The organism is Mesorhizobium amorphae CCNWGS0123 (assembly GCF_001686985.1).
GTDB lineage: Bacteria > Pseudomonadota > Alphaproteobacteria > Rhizobiales > Rhizobiaceae > Mesorhizobium > Mesorhizobium amorphae.
On record NZ_CP015320.1, the window covers coordinates 1 to 17,414 of the forward strand.

17 protein-coding genes and 2 pseudogenes are annotated in these 17,414 nt (G+C 58.9%); 12 read left to right on the forward strand and 7 right to left on the reverse strand.

Going from position 1 to position 17,414, the window contains the following annotated elements; genetic code table 11:
• The 4 genes and pseudogenes from A6B35_RS29960 to A6B35_RS29975 all read right to left on the reverse strand — a co-directional run.
• A pseudogene (locus A6B35_RS29960) lies at positions 1–451 on the reverse strand (hypothetical protein); the annotation flags it as partial.
• The gene (locus tag A6B35_RS29965; protein WP_006201725.1) at positions 375–1,139 is read right to left on the reverse strand and encodes a 2-phosphosulfolactate phosphatase; all 765 of its coding nucleotides are present in this window, start codon (positions 1,137–1,139) and stop codon (positions 375–377) included. The gene A6B35_RS29965 and the pseudogene A6B35_RS29960, both read right to left, overlap by 77 nt.
• The gene (locus A6B35_RS29970; protein WP_006201724.1) at positions 1,136–2,071 is read right to left on the reverse strand and encodes a ribokinase; all 936 of its coding nucleotides are present in this window, start codon (positions 2,069–2,071) and stop codon (positions 1,136–1,138) included. The genes A6B35_RS29965 and A6B35_RS29970 overlap by 4 nt, the downstream gene beginning before the upstream one ends.
• Entirely contained in the window at positions 2,068–2,838 is a 771-nt protein-coding gene (locus A6B35_RS29975) for a GntR family transcriptional regulator (protein WP_006201723.1), read from the reverse strand. The genes A6B35_RS29970 and A6B35_RS29975 overlap by 4 nt, the downstream gene beginning before the upstream one ends.
• A 163-nt stretch (positions 2,839–3,001) precedes the next feature.
• Here A6B35_RS29975 and A6B35_RS29980 point away from each other — a divergent pair, with 163 nt between their 5' ends.
• The 5 genes from A6B35_RS29980 to A6B35_RS30000 all read left to right on the forward strand — a co-directional run bounded on the left by A6B35_RS29980 (position 3,002) and on the right by A6B35_RS30000 (position 7,664).
• On the forward strand, positions 3,002–4,285 hold the full coding sequence (locus A6B35_RS29980) for an ABC transporter substrate-binding protein (RefSeq protein WP_167361634.1): 1,284 nt from the start codon (positions 3,002–3,004) through the stop codon (positions 4,283–4,285).
• Between the two features lie 86 nt (positions 4,286–4,371).
• Positions 4,372–5,205: a carbohydrate ABC transporter permease gene (locus tag A6B35_RS29985; RefSeq protein ID WP_167361635.1), complete on the forward strand. Its 834-nt coding sequence runs from the start codon at positions 4,372–4,374 to the stop codon at positions 5,203–5,205.
• A complete protein-coding gene (locus A6B35_RS29990; RefSeq protein WP_006203686.1) occupies positions 5,202–6,053 on the forward strand; it encodes a carbohydrate ABC transporter permease in 852 nt (283 codons plus the stop codon). The genes A6B35_RS29985 and A6B35_RS29990 overlap by 4 nt, the downstream gene beginning before the upstream one ends.
• A gap of 207 nt (positions 6,054–6,260) precedes the next feature.
• Positions 6,261–6,728, forward strand: a complete 468-nt coding sequence (locus A6B35_RS36315) for a hypothetical protein (protein ID WP_006203684.1) — start codon at positions 6,261–6,263, stop codon at positions 6,726–6,728.
• A 732-nt stretch (positions 6,729–7,460) separates the two neighbouring features.
• Entirely contained in the window at positions 7,461–7,664 is a 204-nt protein-coding gene (locus A6B35_RS30000) for a hypothetical protein (protein WP_006203682.1), read from the forward strand.
• A 40-nt stretch (positions 7,665–7,704) separates the two neighbouring features.
• On the opposite strand, the gene A6B35_RS30005 is transcribed toward A6B35_RS30000, so the two are convergent.
• Positions 7,705–7,929, reverse strand: coding sequence for a hypothetical protein (locus A6B35_RS30005; RefSeq protein ID WP_139032230.1), 225 nt, complete (start codon positions 7,927–7,929; stop codon positions 7,705–7,707).
• 115 nt (positions 7,930–8,044) lie between these two features.
• Here A6B35_RS30005 and A6B35_RS30010 point away from each other — a divergent pair, with 115 nt between their 5' ends.
• The 4 genes from A6B35_RS30010 (at position 8,045) to A6B35_RS37600 (ending at position 11,085) form a co-directional block, all read left to right on the forward strand.
• Positions 8,045–8,590, forward strand: a complete 546-nt coding sequence (locus A6B35_RS30010; RefSeq protein WP_081482206.1) for a DUF309 domain-containing protein — start codon at positions 8,045–8,047, stop codon at positions 8,588–8,590.
• Between the two features lie 508 nt (positions 8,591–9,098).
• Positions 9,099–9,566 (forward strand): Ros/MucR family transcriptional regulator, encoded by a 468-nt coding sequence (locus A6B35_RS30015; protein ID WP_006203678.1) that lies wholly within the window; start codon positions 9,099–9,101, stop codon positions 9,564–9,566.
• Positions 9,567–9,698: 132 nt separating this feature from the next.
• The gene (locus tag A6B35_RS36320; RefSeq protein WP_006203676.1) at positions 9,699–10,397 is read left to right on the forward strand and encodes a transposase; all 699 of its coding nucleotides are present in this window, start codon (positions 9,699–9,701) and stop codon (positions 10,395–10,397) included.
• A gap of 1 nt (position 10,398) precedes the next feature.
• Positions 10,399–11,085: an EAL domain-containing protein gene (locus A6B35_RS37600; protein ID WP_425277665.1), complete on the forward strand. Its 687-nt coding sequence runs from the start codon at positions 10,399–10,401 to the stop codon at positions 11,083–11,085.
• Positions 11,086–11,233: 148 nt separating this feature from the next.
• Here the strand turns inward: A6B35_RS37600 and A6B35_RS30030 are convergent, their stop codons facing one another.
• Positions 11,234–11,740, reverse strand: coding sequence for a helix-turn-helix domain-containing protein (locus tag A6B35_RS30030; RefSeq protein WP_006203674.1), 507 nt, complete (start codon positions 11,738–11,740; stop codon positions 11,234–11,236).
• A gap of 393 nt (positions 11,741–12,133) precedes the next feature.
• Between A6B35_RS30030 and A6B35_RS30035 the strand changes: the two genes are divergently transcribed.
• The 3 genes and pseudogenes from A6B35_RS30035 to A6B35_RS36810 all read left to right on the forward strand — a co-directional run.
• Positions 12,134–12,718 (forward strand): recombinase family protein, encoded by a 585-nt coding sequence (locus A6B35_RS30035; RefSeq protein WP_006203672.1) that lies wholly within the window; start codon positions 12,134–12,136, stop codon positions 12,716–12,718.
• Between the two features lie 68 nt (positions 12,719–12,786).
• Positions 12,787–13,815: an alpha/beta hydrolase family protein gene (locus tag A6B35_RS30040; RefSeq protein WP_006203670.1), complete on the forward strand. Its 1,029-nt coding sequence runs from the start codon at positions 12,787–12,789 to the stop codon at positions 13,813–13,815.
• Positions 13,816–13,835: 20 nt separating this feature from the next.
• Positions 13,836–14,069 (forward strand): annotated as a pseudogene (locus A6B35_RS36810) (hypothetical protein); the annotation flags it as partial.
• Positions 14,070–14,173: 104 nt separating this feature from the next.
• Here the strand turns inward: A6B35_RS36810 and A6B35_RS30045 are convergent.
• The gene (locus tag A6B35_RS30045; protein ID WP_065518338.1) at positions 14,174–17,392 is read right to left on the reverse strand and encodes an AAA family ATPase; all 3,219 of its coding nucleotides are present in this window, start codon (positions 17,390–17,392) and stop codon (positions 14,174–14,176) included.
• Positions 17,393–17,414: the final 22 nt, after the last annotated feature.

Here is a 17,414-nt window from a genome sequence, read left to right on the forward strand (position 1 = left end):
GCCGAGAGCAACCGTAAACTCTGCAACCCCCGTGATCCGTGCGCCCGACAGTGTGCAAGACGGCGATCCCGCGCGCCGTTGCGGCCGCCACATCGATATTCGCTTGCGGGGCCGAGCGCACTGACAGAATGGCGCGAAGTTGCGGCGCGGCTGCCATCAGTTCCTCGTCGAAGCATTCGTATCCCGCTATCACAATCTCTGCATTAGCAATTGCGTCCTTTAGCTGCTTGCGATCACAGAACCAATCGCCGGCGGCCCAGCCGAGCAATGAAAGCTCGCCTATTTCGCGGAGCGAGGCGATGCCTTCCGGGCTAAGATCTGCTGTCGCCAGGACGCGAGGTCGTCCACTGATCAATCTAATGGCATCTGCGCTGCTAGGCATCGAGAAGATAAACCGGATGATTGGAGTCTTCGCCTTGCGCGGCCACGACCGGAACGATTGTTGATTCATTGATGAGTGCACAGAACTCCACGTCGTTCTGCCGGCAGTTGCCGATGAAGCGGCGCCCAGTCATCGAGCTCAGTAACACCTTCACTGGACTATCTTGCGAGATTGTGAAGCCATGAGCGAGCGACGCGGAGTCTTCTAGATCAACAGCGTCATCCTTTGCCAGTTCACAAAACTGAGCAACGATCAGTCCGGCGCAATAGCTATCCTCAATCGCAACACGTGAGTTTCGAAGTTGACCTGAGCAGATTATCGTGATGTCCGCATTGCGCGATGATGCCTCCGCGAACGCACGCCGGGCGACCGCATCAAGGTTTCGCAGCGAACCAATCAGTATCAACGCTGCGCCTTCGCGAACTGCCGCGAGAATGGCTGGCGTGCCATTTGCCGTTGCCAGCATCGCGGAGCGCCCCGACAGATTGAGTCGCGACAGGAGGGACGGCGAGGGCTCATGATCGAACCCGAGTGGCGTTGACCCATCATCCAGCTCCGCGCAAATAATTCCATTCTCGCCTACGGCAGCGCGCGCTTTGGCGACGTCGGAGCGAAATCCTCCGACAAATACACGATCGCTGCCGGCGTCGAAAAGTCCGACGAGAGCTGTCGTGGCGCGGATCACATCCACAACAATGCACACGTCTCCGGCAATAGCCAGGGGACCGGTGGGAAGGAAGGCAACCTTAATCTTCATGCGCAAGCGGTCCGGGTTTTCATCAATTCTGAAATCTGACTCTCGTCGGGCAATGCCGGAACCACGAGCTTTTTGGTCACTGCGAGGGCGCCCGCTGCAGTACCGCGGCGAACGGCGTCAGCGAGGGTCAATCCACTGGCCAGCCCTGCAGCGAGTGCCCCGTTGAATGCATCTCCAGCCCCGGTAGTGTCGACGACGTCGACTGGGTAGCTCGCGATCTTGGTCAGTCCTTCGGGGCCGGCAATCAAAGCACCATCCGTTCCCAGCGTCATGACCACGTGCCCCACGCCGAGGCCGCGCAGTCTTGCCGCCAAATCGGCGTCGGCGTGCCGATCGTCCGCGTCGAGCCCCAGCAGAATGCGCGCTTCGGACTGGTTCGGCGTTAGGATGTCAACGTCTGCAAAGACTTCCTTCGGCAAGGCGCGGCCAGGTGCAGGATTGAGGATGGTCGTCAGGCCCCGCGCCTTGCCGATGGCAAGCGCGCGGGCCGCCGTCTCGACTGGGATCTCGAGCTGTGTGAGTAGGATGCCCGGGCTCTTCCACGTGGCTGCGAAGCTTTCGACATCGGTCGCCGTCAGCCGCGCGTTGGCGCCGGGATCGGTAATGATGCGGTTCTCGCCTGCGGCGTCGAGGATGATTATCCCGGCCATCGTCGGTGTCTCAACTATCTGCATCACCGCCGAGCACTCGACGCCTTCGGCCCGCCAAAGTTGCAGCGCCTCGTCACCGAATTTGTCGTCCCCAACGCCCGCCAACAATTTGCATCTGGCGCCAAGTCGCGCAGCTCCGATGGCCTGATTAGAGCCCTTGCCGCCATTTCCGAAGGCAAATCCCGACCCCAGCAGAGTTTCGCCCGGCGCCGGCACCTCGCCCACAATCCAAAACGCAACCCCGTACGAGCCGACCACGTATACTTCGCAATTGGGCATCATCTCATCCGGCTGACTAGCTGGCGTGGTTCAGCGATCAAGGCGCTCTTGCGCTCGATCCAGCCGGTGTAAATGTAGCGATCTGCCCGGTAGGACGAGGACGAAAAGTAAATGACCTGATCGGTCGCGTCGAAGGCGATACGGTCAATTTGCAGCACCGCCGTACCGCTCGGCACGTCGAGTGTTTTCGCTAGTCTGGCACGTGCAGTGCCGGCCCGTATCTCCTGCTTGGCTCGGGCAAGCGACACACCAAGGTGCTGCTCGAGAATCTTAGTGAAAGAGGTGTCGGCTAGGTCAAGCTTTTCCATGTGGCGCCCGATTGCCGCGACGAACGAAACCGTCTCAACCGCTACGACCTCGTCGTCGATGGTTCGCACGCGCTCGATGGTCAAGACGCTCTCATCGGTCGGGACGTCAAGGGCGGTTGCAACCGAAGCGTCGGCGGGACGCCAGTCCACCGTCACATGCCTAGTACCCGGCCGGAAGCCACGCGCTTCGGCTTCTTCCGAAAATCCTGAAAAAGTGAGCAGGTCCCGGCCGATGTGTCGTTTGGCAACGAATGTCCCCTTGCCTGCGCGTCGATAAAGCAAGCCTTCACCGACAAGGGCAAGCACCGCCTGTCGCACAGTGCTGCTGCTGAGTTCGTGCCGCTTCATCAGCTCCGTCTCGGTGGGGAGCTGATCGCCAGCATTGAAGACACCGCTCTCGATCTGAGATCGAATGATATCCGCGAGCTGAATATGAAGTGGAGTTCTACCGGGCCGAATCATGCGGTCTCCTCAAGGCGAGACATCAATATCAGAGAGTCTGGGCGTTAGCAATATTAGGATATTGCATTCTTGCAAGAAATCATCTAGCGTTCGCTTCGAGGTCAAGGGAGTGGTTCCCTTAATAGTGGTCCGTAGAACGGACGGGAGGAACAAGATGACTATAATGGGCTATCGCTTGGGTCGGCGCGGTTTCTTGACCGGCATGTTGGGGGTATCATCGTTGCCACTGCTTGGTCCGTTGACGGCTGCGGCCCAGGCTCAGACGCTGCGGTTCTTCGGCTGGGGAGACGGCACCTACTATAAGGGACTCTTCGATGCGTTCGAGAAGGTGTCTGGCGAGAAGATTGCTTTCGAAGGTGTGCCCTTTTCCGACCTTCAGAACACGATCCTCCAGCGCTTCCGGACGGGGGATTCCGGAATCGATGTCTTCCTCGTGGACCCCACTTATGTCCCGACGTTCTCCAAGCTGGGCATTTTGGGAGACTTGACGAGCGCCTTCGGAGAAAAAAGCAAAGGCAAATTGTTCCCTAGCGATATCCAGGGAGCAAACTATATCGGGAAGATGCTGACAATGCCGATGGAGGAGTCAACGCAGGTCCTGTTCTTCAACAAAGGGCTTCTGGCCAAGGCCGGCGTAGAAGCGCCGGGTGTCTCGCCTGACGCGCGCATGACCTGGGACAAGGTCATCGAGCTTGCCAAGAAGGTGCAGGCGGCCGGAGCCGAGACGGGCTTCGGCTTCGAGCAAGTCGATCGCTACTACCAGCTACAGGTCCTTCCAGAATCGCTTGGCGGTGGGCCAGGGGTCAAGGGTGAGGATTTGCTGACCGTGGACGTGGCCAACGATGCTTGGCTGCAGGCAGGAAAATGGTATGGAAGCATCTTCGCCGATGGCGTGGCTTCGCGGGCTCCGACCAAGAGCCAAGAGATGCGCGACCTGTTCAAAGCTGGCCGGCTTGCTTTTCTTGTTGGCGGCCCCTGGAACATCGCCGAATTCAGTAAGGTCGAAGGTCTTGACTATGGGGCGGCACCTCATCCGTATTTTGCCGGTGGCAAGGCGGTGACGCCTTCTGAATCATTCCATTTGGGAATGGCGGCGGACACTAAGAACGTCGACAAGGCTCTGAATTTCCTGAACTACGCGGGCTTGGACAAAGACGGGGCGGTAGTTGCCGCCGGCGGTAGCGGTCTGTCCGCGAACATAGGCGCTACGCAGGAAATTCTGAGCCGCATTCCTCAGCAAAACCCAAACCTCAAGGGCATCGATGCTCTGATGCAGTACGAGCTGGCGAACACGGCCATTCGGCGGCCGCGCACACTGGGATATCTCCAATTGGAGGAGCTGGTAACGCGTGCGTGGAGCGATATCCGCAACGGGAATGGCGCCGCTGAAACCTTTGCCCAGCTGCAAAGCGAGCTTGAGCGTAGTTTCAAGCGCATCCCGCACTAGAAACGATGGCTACGGAAGCGATTTCTGAGAGACGAATTGTGAGGATTGCTCCCATGATTCGTCGACTTTCAAAATGGAGAGCGGCCATGGCGCCGCTCCCTTTCCTTGCGCCGGCTCTGTTTGCTCTTCTGGCCTTTCGTTTGTTGCCAGCCGGATGGCTTGTTCAGCAGAGCTTGTCCGGCCCGCAAGGCGAATTCGCCGGGCTCGACAATTTTGAGTTCCTCTTCACGGCGCCTTCGTTTGCCAACACGCTCCAGGCCACCCTAACCTTTGTCGCGGTGACCGTGCCGCTGCAGACGGCAATCGCTTTCGGCCTGGCTTTGCTGTTTGCCGAAAACTCCCGGATCTTCTCGCCGCTGCGAGTCTTGGTGTTCCTGCCGGTATTCGTACCCTCGAGCGTTGCGGCCATCCTATGGGGCGCGGCATACCGACCGCAGGGGCTGGCAAATGCTCTGTTGGGGTCTTTAGGTGTGAGCGCTCAGCCGTTCCTCTCTTCGCCAAGCCAGGCGCTGATGTCGATCACGGTTATGGCCTCGTGGATTGGATGCGGATACTGGATGATGTTCCTAATCGGCGGACTTAAGGACATTCCTCGCGATCTCTATGAAGCGGCAGCGATTGATGGGGCTGGGAAGCTTTCGTCGCTTTGGCACATCACTATCCCGCTGATGCGTAGGCCGCTGGCCTTCGTAATCGTTGCTGACACAGTGGCCGCATTTTTGCTGTTTGCGCCGATCGCTATACTTACCCGAGGCGGGCCCGGGGGCAGCACGCAGCTCGTCATGTTCGACGTGTATCAGCAGGCTTATTTTTTCAATGACGTGTCACTGGCCGCTGCGGAAGGGTTGACCTTGATGGTTATCATGATGGTCATCGTTCTCATTCAATTCCGCTTGCTGTCGCGCGAGAAGCAACTATGAGCGCCGGAGAAACAAATTCGGCCGGGGCGGGACGCATCGTTCAACTACTGTTCGGTATCGCCGTCGCCGCCGGCTTTCTACTTCCGATCGTCTGGCTGGTTGCCGGAAGCCTCCGGCCTGGTAGCGAGATTTTTACCTCGCTCGACCCGCTTTCCATTGGGACCTTCATCCCGCCTCGGCCGACACTGGCAAACTTTAGCAGCGCGCTCGGCGGAGCGTTCCGGACCGGATTGATCAACTCGATCGTCGTGGCAGCATCTACGGTCGTTATGGGACTGTTTGTGTGCGCAGCCGCCGCGTTCGCGTTGAGCGCCATGCAGTGGCGCGGCCGCGAGGTCGTCTTCGCCATGTTCGTCTTCAGCTTCTTAATCCCTGAGGAGGTCGTGGCTCTCCCATTGTCGGCCATCTTCACAAAGATTGGGCTACAGAATACTTACATCGCACTGATCATTCCCTTTGTGGGTAACGGCATAGTGATCTTCCTGCTGCGGCAGTTTTTCCTCGCCATCCCGCGTTCGCTAATTGAAGCCGCGCAAGTCGACGGAGCCGGCTGGCTAAGAATTTTCCTACAAATTTTCCTGCCACTTTCGCGTCCGGCTCTCATCGCCGCGGGGCTCATCCTCTTCAATACACAATGGCAGGCCTATCTCTGGCCGCTTTTGGTCACCACGCGCGAGGACATGCTCGTCGCCCCAATTACCCTCGGCCTTATGGCGGGTCATTACAGCAGCGACTACGGCCAGATTTTCGCCGCATCGACCATTCTTAGTCTCATCCCTGCGGTCATCCTACTAGGCTTCCAGCGGTTCTTCACCGACTCGGTCGCGATGTCAGGAGTCAAAGAGTAGTCACCAGGATTTCCGCATAACCATATTTAGACGCGTGTTCCTTCACCATTGCTTTTCCGGCCGCCGCGCTCGCCGTGACGCTAGAAGCCCAGGCCTAGCCGCGATATATGACCTTGATTTGAGAATGATGACGGCTAACTGACTCAACTCGGGGTACCTGCCGCCAATCAGGGTAAGCGCCTCGGGACGGCCGAAGCTCACTCCCTTATGAGTGTCAAAGGCGCGAGGCGGCGTTGTCTGGCCAGCATCGAACGCGGAGACGAAGGCGACGGTGCCGCCGCTGGCCGGATCGGTGACTTCGAAGCCTTCGGCGGCCTCGCTCGCCGTCCACCGCCCGTCGACATAGGCGAGTTCGTGCAGCAGCCGATGGTCGGCCAGGCAGTCGACTGCGTCATGGCGGTTCGTGCGGGCAAAGTGTGGGACATGGTTGAGGCCTCCCGGGTCGGACTGATGCGGAAGACTTTCGTTGCCGTCACCGTTTTGCGGAGCCGCTATGCCCTTTCGCTGGCAGGTGCTCACTCATCTGCTACGCACTTCGCCCTCCGGGCAACAGACACCAAAGCCACCGCCACCTCGAAAATCTCGCGACGGCGCCTCGATACCAGGACCGGCCCGCCATTTTTGGGAGGCGATCCGTGCCGGTGCCTGGCCCGGATCGTTCCATCTATTTCCTGAGCGCGTCATTGTCGTCGTCCATTCACCGGCCGAACCTCCCGATCGCCGGAATGAAAGATTCCCTCTGGAAAGTGACGTCTTCTTTAGAGCGTGACGATCTGCGCCGTCTTTGCCGTGCCTGGCATGACATTCTGCCATTCCCTGCTGCGCGGCGAAGAGCGGTCACTCTACCGTGCAATGGCGCCCAGAAATACGACAGGCGAACCACAATGGTCATGTTTAGGCTGAAGACTTTTCAGCGGACCGTGAAAAAAGGAAACGCGAGTTCTTCCGCTCCTTGCGCGGCCCCTCGAACTCGCTTTCGTGGAAGAGGGGAGGTCGCTTTGTCAGCCGCTCCAGATGCGCCGCGACCGCGCTGGCAAGCATGCAGCCGGTTCCAGGCATCGATGCGGCAAGGCGCAGCGGGAAGGATCAAAGTGAAATTCAGGCATTAACCGGCGATGGGCTGACCGGCCTGCGATGTGTCGTCGTCCATCGCAATATCGAACGAAAATTATGGACGCGTGGCTTTCATCAGAGGATGCACATGCATAGGTAGGAAAAGCAGCCAACAGGCGGATAGCGCAGGTTCCGGTCTGCCTCGACGAGAGCATTACCGCGCTGTGTCGTTCAGATCGGGCGGCAATTTACGGCGATGCGATGACGTTCCCAGACAAGAAACGGGGCCCCTCTAATGATAAGCCTGAGTTCGCGCGTGATTGTCGGAAGCCGCCCAAAGCGACGCGAGTAACCATGAAACGTGTGGAAAAAGCACGGCCTTTCGTGCCGACCGAAATCCATGTCGGCACGGTCGCGGACGAGAAAGGCACCCTTGGCATTCTCTCGATCCGGACAACGGAAGGCCTCCTCGATATCGCGCTAGACCGGCAAGCCGCCGACACCATCATGAAGGCGATCGGCAAGATCCGGGCAAAACTGGATCCTAGGGGGTGCTAAATTCCGTCCGGCCGAGGCGAGTAAAGACGTCTTGGCAACACTAAATAGCCAAACGGTCGGCGTGCCTAACTTGCGATGTCGCGTCATGACCGCCGGATGCAGGCCATACTTGCCTGCTGCCAAGCATCAAGCGGTAGCCATCGACCATACAGCCTAAGACAGCTAAAGCCTCGGCCGCCGTATAAAAAAGCGCCAGAGGAGTGGCGCGGCCATTGTCCATGCGCTCGAGGCGGTAGGCGTCGCTTTGCGCTTGCTGTTCGTCCACCAAAGATAAATCGCTCCCCCCAGGGAAGCGCACGTTAGCCGTCATTCACGACACTTACGCAAGCGATTACTTCATCTGGAATTGCCACCAACGCGCTTTCGTGATTGCTGGGCCTATGTCACGTCCTCGCCTGCTGCCCGAAAAGAATTTCCCGGGCTACGCATACCTGCCTGGCAAAAATCCACATCCGGTTCGCGATCCGTTGGGTCACAGTTATCAAAGCGACGCGGTGACCGTTGTTACGGTCGAGGAATCACTCAGCTCAAACGTGTTCCGATGGGGAATCGACCTTTTCAACCACGGCTATTACTGGGAAGCTCATGAGGCGTGGGAGCCTCTATGGCATGCTGCCAAATGCAGCGCTCAGCATCGCCTGTTCTTCAAGGGATTGATCTTGTTGGCGGCGGCCGGGGTGAAGATCCGCGAGGGAAAGAGGGTCGCTGCCGCGCGCCATGCGACAAGGGCTGCAGCGCTCTTTCGTCAGGTGGGGCTTCTGCCGAGCCGGCCCTTCGAGGCTGCAATCGGAATGACACCTGCCGCGCTCGCGGTCGAAGCCGAAACGGCCACAACTTTTCCGGCTGTTTTGCGAGAGCCGGCGGCTGGCCAACTGCCTGAGCCCGTCTATGATTTCCTTCTCGCACCCAAGTCCGAGAGCGGCTGATAGGCAACACCTACGGCACGGTTCAAGCTTTGCTATTTGGACGCGCTGTAGGTCTCTCCTGAGCAGTCCGACAGGGCAGTTCGATCCTGGAGCGGTCGACCTACCGCTAGGCCCGGCTCTGACGGAGCACCCAAGGCAGGCGCCGCTTCCATCGTTGACCTCGCGGCAAAGGAACATCTTTCTGCCAGCGCTTTAACTTGCGGGTTCGTCTGGCTCCAGCCTGTGCGTTCGCTACCTCCGCCATCGGCGCATCCCCAACCGCCGGCGGCTGAGGAACCGATCCGTCGGGCACGGTCACGTCCCTGCCATCGGATACGGCTGCGCCAGTGGTGAGCATGGGCTGTGGACGAACATCTTCGGGAAAAATCGGCGGCGGCGGACACCAGGAGAGCAAACGGTGGCGATAACTGCTGTTGGGCGCGCCCCGCAAATGGGGCGCGATTGCAGACATCGGGTGACTACTCTATTCTCCGCTTTTGTGTGATTTGTCTGACTAAGAGGAAAAACGTTGGCTGAGGGTGAAACGAGCAACGCGTTTGTTGAACTAACCGCCGAAATTGTTTCGGCATACGTATCCAACAACCCGGTCCCTATGGGAGAACTTGCCTCTGTGATCGACCGGGTATACCGGTCGTTGAACTCGTTGCCGTCTGGTGCCCAGTCCCAACCAGAGGCAGAGCCGCTGAGGCCGGCGGTTCCGATCAGAAAATCCGTGACGCCGGATTTCATCATCTCGCTGGAAGACGGCAAGAAGTTCAAGTCTCTCAAGCGTCACCTGGCTACGAGCTATGGCATGACACCTGCCGACTATCGTGCGAGATGGAGCCTGCCTTCCGACTACCCCATGGTTGCGCCGAACTACGCGGCAACTCGCTCGGCTTTGGCAAAAAAGGCGGGCTTAGGGCGAAAACCACCTCAGCAAGCTGCAAAAGGATCGTCGGTTCAGAAATCTGGCAAGCGGAAGCCCAAAGCCTGATCGAACGTTTCCGGCAAAGATCGCTCCTTCGCTCAGGGAAGCTCTGCACCGAAGACTGGCAAGCGTTTCACAGTGCTGCTCTCTTCAGCGGTGGTTTCCTTGTTCAATTGGCATGTAATCAAGGAAGAAATTATGAGGCGGCAAACCCGACCGTTTATCGTGGAAGTCAAGCAAAGGCGCGGCTATCAAAAACGCGACAATTCCATTTGGGGCGACATGGATCTCTCAGCTGCTTTCGCCGAGACGACACGGCAACTCGAGGAGATGGACACGTCAAACCGTAAGTTTGTTGATTACAATATCGTGACGTTTAATGCTGAACGTTTGGACCAGGCAAAAGTGGAGCATCACATGGCAGAGACCGAGCATACTGAACCGTTAAATGCCGCCACGAAAGGCGCTGCGAACATCGAGGCTCCAGAGACGAAGAAGAAGAACCGCCCGCCGCGAAACACAAAGACGGATTTGAAGTCACCTGCTCCTAAGAACGGCGCCTCATCCGAGGCCAATAAGGGGGTCGGATCAGCACGGCTCGGCCGCAAAATGTACTCCGAAGAGGAGCGCGTCAAAAAGCTCAGTCAAATCGAAAAGTTGCTCGGTGGCGGCGCCACTCTAAAGAGCGCCGTTACGCAGGCCGGCACAACGGAGCAGACCTATTATCAATGGAAGAAGAAGGCCGCGGTAACCGCGGTGGCCGCGGTGGCCGCGCCAGCGAGTGACGATCTCAAAGATCTTCTGGCGCTGGAGGAAGAAAACAAGCAGTTGAAGAACCTGCTTGCGGAACGTCTGCGCGCGGAGAACGCGGAACTGAAGAGGCGGCTGGGACTGTAACATGGCAGTCCACCCCCACGGGTTTGAATGGGAGCGGCGCCGTCGCCGCGTAGGCTTTGCGCCATGCAGAAAAATCGGATTCGGCCGCTTTCTTCTTGAAGCATCGCCGGCTCCTCAAAGGCGCGGAGGTCAATGCGGCAGCTCTTACATCCGCCTGTTCAGCCGATCGGCCGATCGGGCGAACCTGCCAGCAAATTGCGCACTCGGAGTGCCCTCACCATCGGGGCCACTTCTAACGTATCTGGTGCTCGCCCCTTGCTGCCAAGGCATATACAAGCCTGATCGGTCGCCAGGTGGTCGTCGCTTGGCAACAGGGCCAGATCCGGTGTCGATCGGCTGCTTGCCTCCATCACTCCAACACTCGGATCCGGCTCGAGCTTTCGCCAGAGGGGTACGCACAACCTACCTTCGTAAACTGCCTCTTTCGCGGCTTAAGATCGACCGATCTTTTGTCCAGGATATGCTGACCGATGCCGACTGCGCCGCGATTGTAAGATCATTGATTGAGCTGGCGCATGAGCTTCGAATTGAGGTAACAGCCGAAGGCGTGGAAACTCCCGAACAACTCGACTATCTGCGCCACGTCAGATGCGACGAAGCTCAAGGCTATCTGATCGGGAAACCTGTGGGGATAGATGACATTCCTGGCATTGCCGCGAAGCCGCTTGGTCAGGAGCTAAGACCTTGAATAGCAGGACCGGCGCTTTGGCGGCGATGGTCTGGTTGGGCATGCCGCGGACGCCCTCAAGACGTGGCTGATGGATCGCGCGCTCAGCCCATTGCTATTCTCGGCTGATAGGTCAATGACGAGGAAAGTAAGGGTTGGCAGCGCGACGTTACGTTTGAGGAGAGGGGTCGCAAGCAATCTGGTCTTGGAACAGAAATGTCGTGGGATCCAGACATAGCGACTTCGCGATGCCAGCAATTGTATCGACACTGATATTTCCAGCGCCGCGTTCCAACTTCGCGAATGTAATCTCCGAGACGCCGATCAACTCTGCCATCTGATAGCACAGAAGATTCCGGCGCTCGCGCTCGCTGTTGATAATGGCGCCAAGACGCCTCCGGATTGATTGGTCTCCAAGCTCATGAATCCAGGGCTCGATATCGGTTTTAGCTGTCAACAACGTCGCAATCGAGATCCGAAGCGAACGGGCCATCATGTCTAAGGTACGCAAGGTGACATTGTTCCTACGCCGAGCAGTTTTGATATACGTCCGGTAGGCGAGACCCTTACCAGGCGACGTATGAAACAACTGCGCCATGTCCTGGTGACGAAGCCGCCTTTGTCGGCGTTCGGCCTCGAGGACCGTCGCAATGTTGACGCGAAGCGGGTTGTCCACTTCGCCCTTTCCATTTCGCCTCATAAATCGATGCGTGCGCACAACTTGCCTGTCTCTCGGCCCTTTTTGCCCTGACGATATAGCCCATAGTAAAATGACAGACAACATAGCCGGAGCTCCTGTCATTTTGCAACCCCGGCGTTCATTCGGCAACCTTAGCGATTGCGGCTGATCAGGAATGTCAGCGTCGATGGTAGTGCACCAAAATTTCGATGCTATGTCGCTTCGTCGGATGCAGCGTCGATCACGGTTCCAGCCAACTGGATAATGACGCGTCTCGCGTTATCTCGCCCTAACACGTCCCCTGAAAGTCAGGGGGTTTTTGTGTCGCATGTCTTTGTCGCAAGTGGTAATTGTCCTTGCGACATAACTCGCGACAGGAAACCCGCCACCATGATGATTGGCTATGCCCGGGTCTCCACCCAGGGCCAGGACCTTGACCAGCAGCGCGCGGCGCTTGGCTTGGCCGGCTGCATTCGCCTCTTTGAGGAAAAGGTTTCCGGGGCAAAGCGCGATCGGCCCGAGCTGGTGAAGCTCCTCGACCATTTGTGCCCCGGCGACGTGGTGACGGTCACCAGGCTAGACCGCCTCGCCCGATCGACGCGAGACCTTCTCGACATTGCCGAGCGGATCGGGGAGGCCGAGGCCGGCTTGCGATCTTTGGCCGAGCCATGGGCCGACACGACGATGCCGGCCGGCCGCATGGTGTTGACCGTGTTCGCCGGCGTTGCGGATTTCGAGCGATCCTTGATCGTGGAGCGCACCAGCGCTGGCCGGATCGCGGCCAGGGCGCGTGGAGTGCGGTTCGGTCCCTCCCCTGCGCTATCGGCCGACCAGATCACGCACGCCCGCCAGCTCATCGCCCAAGACAAGCCAGTGACTGAGGTTGCACGGCTCCTGAAGGTGCATCGAGCAACCCTTTATCGGGCGCTAAATAGTGTGGAGGGATGTCCAGCCGCCCCTTTGTCGGGCGAATGAAGTCCGGTGGGATTTCAGCATTGGTTTCATGATGAAGGTTTCCAACCTGCAAAGAAAAAGGAGAGAAAATGTTCCGTTATCTAGCGCGCCGTTATGATCGTAAGCACATCCTGCGATCATTGGAACGTCAGAGGCGAATTCATGATAAGGCGATTCCATTTTCTTGCGATGGTTCTGACGAATTGGCCTTCAATAAAATTTCCGAGGGCGAGGCGTTTTTCGCACCTATATTGCCAGCCACTCCGTTAGGGGAAGAAGCGGATAGTGTTATCTTCCAATCTGATATTTCAACTGAAGACCAGGCGAACAACACGTTTGAATGCATTGTTACGGATAGCGGATTGAAACAGCATGCGCTTGTTGTGTTCCATCATTGGTATGCTCGGAGCCGGTATCCGGCGTTTTCCAAATACTTCGCTGGAAAGGGTATAACGATTATTGAAGCTACACTTCCGTATCATTTTGGGCGGGCTTCGAATGACTATTCTGAGGAAAAACTTTTCAACGCGAATTTAGGGCGCACCGTCCAGTCGATGAGACAGGCTGTTTTAGATGGCCGTAAGATTGTTCGTTGGCTTTATAGTCAGGGGTATCAGAAAATCTCGGTTGTAGGAATGTGTTTGGGTGGCACTGTTGCGGGTCTCGTTGCTGCCCAAGAGCAGAAGGTTGATAAGGCGGTTCTCATGGTATCGCCGGGAAGCCCTGCTGATCTCGTCTGGACTGCGGAGACCATGACGGCCTTACGTGGTCGTATTGAACCGTCCATGTCACTGGAAGGGCTAAGAACCGCTTGGGGTCTCATCGATCTAGAGAAGCATCTTTTCGGCCTTACACGTCCTCGTCTGGATTTGATGTTCTTGCTCGGTAAGGACGATACGGTTGCGCGTCCAGGAGCCTCTGAGCGTCTCATTGAGTTGCTGGCGAAGTGCAATCTTCCGCCTGAGGTCGTGCGGCTGAATTGTGGGCACTCATCTATTGGAATGTTCCCCTACAATTTGATCGCGGCTCGGAAGGTTCTTCGTTTTTTGAAAGAAACCCCGACCCTGTCGGAGCTTTGGGAGGTTCGCGGGTTTCGCTACGACTTTAGCGAAGTTTGAGCTATCTGATGGCTCCGCGCCGGATCGCGGCCAAGGCGCGCGGGACCCGGTTCGGTCCCTCCCCTGCCCTTCCCCTGCCCTCCCCCGACCAGGTCGCGCATGCGCGACAGCTCGTCAACGACGATATCAAGCCGGCCGAGGTTGCCCGGCTGCTGAAGGTGCATCGCGCGACCTCAGCCCCTCGCAGTTCAGCCGAGAGCACAAGAGCATCTTTGGCAACTCGCCGATTGCTGATCTGCAGCTCTGAACCGTAGCGGGCCCACTTGTGACAATGAACGACCACCTTGCCTAAAGAGTAGTCATTCGCCGCGGCCTGCGACGCCGACGGGATAACGACAGCCGGCCCCCCGGCGCTTCCCTACTGCTTCAGCCGTGTCGACTGAGATTCTCGCGCTGCAAGACGTTCAGTTTCGGCCTGTTGCCTGGACGCGACTTCACCAGATCGGGCCGCGGAATAGAGCTTAGCGGCCTCACCCAACCTGGCCTGTTCGGATTTCGGCACGGATGAATGTTCAAACGGTTTGTTCGAGGCTGTCGCGCGAGCGATTTCGCGAGCGCCGTCTTCACCGAAACGGGCTTCAATCGATTTCCTGAAGGCGGCGATCTCCCGACTGACCTGCTGATCGGCTGACACCGCTTTGAAGGCTTCGGCCCGCTCGCGATCATCCTTGGCCATTGCAATTTTTCCGAGCGCGGCTTTCGCCCGATCCGAAACGTCCCTTACCTCCACCGCATCAGCCTTCATCTGCTTTTCCACATCACCGCGATAGGCCTGGGCGGCCCGGTTCTCGAACTCGGCGGTCCGGACAATGTTCGGGCCGATCGCCGCGGTTGCTCTGTGAGCTGCCTCCCGCTCTTCCCGCGCCCTGGCGCTGGCGAAGAGCCCTTCCCTGCCCCGCAGCTCGCCGACCAAGCTGGTGTCCGCCGATAGACGTCGCGCCGCACTTGTCGGACCGTCTCGAGCAATGATCTCGTCGAGACGCCGCGCCGCCGCTATCGGATCACGGTAAGCGGTCTCCAGATAGATCGGGCGAGCGTCGCGCTCGCGCTGTACATCCGCATCGCGACTGACAGCAGCAGCGATGCTTCGTTCGTCGAGCGCTCGCCCAAGGCTGTCGCGGCGATTGCCACCAGCATTCACATCCTGGAATGCAGCTATCAGCACCCTCACGTCCGCTGGCCGGTCGGCCGTGGTGCCGGGCGATCCCTCTTCATTTCTGGCGCCTGGAACAGACTGCCGAGTTTCGGTTTTGCCTGCGACGGCCCGATCATCGGCTGGCCCACGACGATCGCTGTCTCCTGCCTTTTTTGACTTCTGCGCCACGACGGGCTCAGGCGTTGCGCCTTGATGCTCAGTACCCTGGCGCTGATTCTCCGCGTCCCCTGCGATTGCGCCGGCCTGCATTTCCGGTGTGCGCGGATCTGTCCGAAGCGTACCCGCGCGTGCCTCTTCGACAACTGAAGCCATCTGTCGCTCCTCCTTTTCCCGGCCATCCTGAACTTGCCCAACATGCAACGCCGGCCGAGCGTTCTCCGCCGCCCGTCCCTCGTCCAGCTTCGCCCGTTGTTCCGCGCTGAGCTCGTCGCGCGTTGCATAAGCCACCGACGCCGCCTTGATCTCGTTGCGCCCGATCTGGCGGGCGAGCTGCCGCAAATCCCGCGCAGTCTGCGTCGCCACGAAGATCGTCGCGCTCTCACGCTGCCGCGTTAGCGCAACATAGCTCGAGGCGGCACGCCAGTGATGCGTGTGCATGAGATAGGTATGATCGAGCGTCTTGCCCTGGCCCTTGTAGATGGTGCCGGCATAGCCGTGCCGGAATCCAGAAAACTCCGATGCGTACCACTCAACCTTTCGCCCTTCGCGGCCAGCGGCCGCATCGAGCGCGACACTGATGCGGCCAAAATTCCGCTCGATGCCGGTGATGGTCCCGGCGTTGCCATTGTAGATGCCGGCGCCTTTCAGCGTATCGGTGAACTGCACCCGGTCGCCGACAGCGAACGCGGCCTCACCATGCTTGGTCGTAAACACGAAATCCTCGCCGAGTTCACCACGCTCGCGACGCACCGCGCGCAAATCCTTGTTCAGCGCATCGACATCCTTGTTGGTGTAGGCGAACACGAACCGCGATGCCGACGGATTGGAAGCAGCATCCTTGGCCCATCGCTCGACCAGTTTTTCTCGCAATTCATCCTGCTTCGACGTCCATACCACCGCCTTGTTTCTGGCAAAGGCCCGCAGCGCATCTTCGAAGCGACCGTCCGAAAGATCGTGCGCCGCCTCTCTCTGCCAGTCGACCTTCTGGCGGGTGATCTGGGTGATCTCGGCCGAGCCGTGGTCTTTTTTCAGTTCGGTGAACAGCCCGCCGCGCTCGATCGAGCCGAGCTGCCGGTCGTCGCCGGCCAGCACAACCTTGGCGCCCGACAACCGGGCTTCGCGCAACACCTCGCCGGTCACCTTGGCGTCCATCATCGCCGCCTCGTCGACCACGACCAAAGTGCGCCGGTCCCACTGCGCGCGTCCGTTCTTCAGCCGGAACAGCTCGGCATGAACGGTTGATGAGTGCGCAAAGCCATCCTCCTTCATCGTCTGCGCCACGGCATTTGTCGGCGCTAGGCCGACAACCCGGTAACCCGCCGCCTCATGCGCCTCGCGAATGGAGCCAAGCGCAAAACTCTTTCCCGTACCGGCCCGCCCTTCGATTATTTTTAGCCCGCCGGACCCAGTCGCATGATCGAACGCGGCAAGCTGATCCGCACGTAGCTCCCGCGCTGACATCACACGGTCCCGATCCCCAACGCCGATAGCGCGATGCCCGCCTCCTGCCACGCGCCGTCCATCGGCAAGCGCCAAAATCTCCTGGTCGCGCACCGCCCGCGTTGTCCAGCGCCCTGCACGCTCGCCTGTCTCCCGGTCATGCAGCGCCAGCACATCGTCAAGCCCGAGCACTTTGCCCTTCACATCCGCGCGTTCGCCCTCGTCTTGAATGTGCTTTTTCAGATGCCGGTCGAGATCGTATTCGGAAAAACTCGCCTGGTTGCGCGTCAAGACAGCCAGCACATGTTCGGGATCGCGCGCCGCTTCTTCGTTCGCTCGCCTGATCTGCTCGGCCCGGACATTCGCTTCCGCGCCCGGCGTGCGCATGCGGATCGGTCCGATATGTTCCTGTGGCATCGCGCTCGTTGCATCGACGCGGATCGAAAGCCCCTGCTCGGCAAAGTACCGGTTCTGATGATCGCGCCACAATTGCCCCCAGGCCTCGCCCTCGGCGACAATCGCGCGGCCGCCGCCACGCTTGATCACCGGATCGAGATCGCGCGCTTTTTTTGCTGCGAACCCGTTCTCGTCCAGCCGCCGTGTCGTGATCAACAAATGCGCATGATGATTGGCCCGCTCGCCCTCGCTCTCCGCCCCGTGCGGTGCATGGACGTCTAGCTGGACCGCGAGCCCCTTCGAGACAAAATGCTCCAGCGCGAAGGACCGCGCCAGTTCGACCCGGTCGTCATGGCCGAGCTCTTCATTGGCCGGCAGCGCCAACACGAGCTCCCGAGCCAGTTGCGCGTCCTTGCGCTTTTCCATGGCCTCGGCCGCGTTCCACAGT